Annotated in this window: 2 protein-coding genes and 1 pseudogene; all 3 read right to left on the bottom strand. The window is 71.9% G+C overall.

Annotation, left to right across the window (positions count from 1 at the left end; translation table 11 throughout):
- On the bottom strand, window positions 1–298 hold a 298-nt coding region (locus tag AC27VN_RS40830; protein WP_490880413.1), incomplete at its 3' end, for an alpha/beta fold hydrolase.
- 34 nt (window positions 299–332) lie between these two features.
- A complete protein-coding gene (locus AC27VN_RS40825) occupies window positions 333–1,328 on the bottom strand; it encodes a Bug family tripartite tricarboxylate transporter substrate binding protein (protein WP_490880412.1) in 996 nt (331 codons plus the stop codon).
- A 51-nt stretch (window positions 1,329–1,379) separates the two neighbouring features.
- Window positions 1,380–1,659 (bottom strand): annotated as a pseudogene (locus tag AC27VN_RS40820) (hypothetical protein); the annotation flags it as partial.

Below are 1,659 nucleotides of genomic sequence, written 5' to 3'. Positions count from 1 at the left end.
CATCGATCGCGACCCGCTGCGCCACCATGCCGCCCATCGAGTGGCCCAGCAGCGAGAAGCGCTCCCAGCCCAGTGCATCGGCCAGCGCGAGGGCGTCGGCCGCGATCTCCGCGATCGTGTGCCGGCCCTCGATGGCGCGCGAGGCGCCATAGCCGCGGTAGTCGGGGAAGGCGTAGGTGAAGGCCTGCTCGTCGAGCAGCGCATAGGTCGGCGCCCAGGCGTGGTGGTCGCCGAACCAGCCGTGCAGGACCATCACGCGCTGCGGGCCGTGGCCCCGGATCTCGTGGCCCAGTGTCATGTGTGTCTCCTTCGTGTCGAGAATGAGGGTGGCCTCAATCGACCTTGATGCCCGCGGTGGCGATCACCTTGGCCCATCGCGCCGATTCGCTCGCGATGATGCCCGCGAACCGGGCCGGCGTGCCGGCGATCGGTTCGACGGTCTGGTCGTTGAGTTGCCGGCGCACCTCGGGATCGGCCAGCACCTTGCGCAACTCGGCCGCCAGCCGGTCGATCACGGCACCCGGCGTGCCCGCGGGCGCATGCAGGCCGAACCACAGGGCGGCGTCGAAGTCGGCGATGCCCTCCTCGGCGAAGGTCGGCACCTGCGGCAGGGCCGCCATGCGCTGCCGGCCGATCACCGCCAGCGCCTTGACCCGGCCGGCCTGGATCTGTGCCAGCACCGGCGCCGCGGGCGTGAAGGCCAGGTCCACGCGGCCCGCGACCACGTCGGTCAGCGCCTGGGCGCTGCCCTTGTAGGGCACATGGGTCAGCTGCACCTGGGCCGCCTGGTTGAAGGCCTCGCCATAGAGATGGGTGAAGGTGCCGTTGCCCGAGGAACCGTAGCTGAACTTGCCGGGCGCCGCGGCGGCCGCGGCGATCAGGTCCTTCACCGTGCGCGCGGGAAGGTCGGCGCGCGCGATCAGCACCGAAGGCGCCTCGGCCAGCAGGCTCACCGGCGCCAGGTCCTTGACGAAGCTGAAGCGCGGGTTCGGGTACAGGCTGGGATTGATGACGTTCGCGGTGGTGCTCAGCAGCAGCGTGTGGCCGTCCGGCGCGGCATGGGCCACGGCCTCGGCGGCGATGCTGCTGCCGGCACCGGGCCGGTTCTCCACGATCACGGGCTGGCCCAGGCCCTGCGACAGGCGCGGGCCGAGGATGCGCACGATCAGGTCGCCGGTGCTGCCGGCCGGAAAGCCCACGATCACGCGCACCGGCTTGTCGGGGTAGGCGGCGGAGGCGGACCCGCAGGCGAGGGCCAGCATGAAGGCCGCCACCAGGGGCGCGAAGGACGCGAAGGGCGTGAAAGAGGCGAGGAATGGAATCCGCATGGCGATGTCTCCTTCTTGTGATGGTCGACCGCGCCGCTTCGGCGCCGCCGTTCAGCGCGAACCGAGCACGTTGGCCAGCAGGCTCGCGCCGTGGAGTACGGCGTTGGCTTCGTGATGGCGCGGCGCGCTCGCGAGGAACTGCTTGACGGCCTGCACGGCCGGCGCCGGAAAGGACAGCAGCCGCCGCACCAGCGCCTCGCCTTCGGCGCGCAGGCTGCCGGCGTCGACCACGCGCCCGACGATGCCCGCGGCCAATGCCGCCTCGGCATCGATGGGCTCGGCGCCGAACACCAGGTGCGCGAGCGCCTTGGCCGGCATGCGGTCGAGCAGC

This window comes from Variovorax sp. 20P10.2.4 (assembly GCF_058244205.1).
The sequence above is the reverse complement of the archived record's forward strand: the minus strand, read 5'-3'. Positions and strand labels throughout refer to the sequence as shown.

Bases quoted from the DNA above. Each gene is read 5' to 3' on its own strand.
- AC27VN_RS40825 (WP_490880412.1), bottom strand. From the start codon at position 1,328: ATGCGGATTCCATTCCTCGCCTCTTTCACGCCCTTCGCGTCCTTCGCG.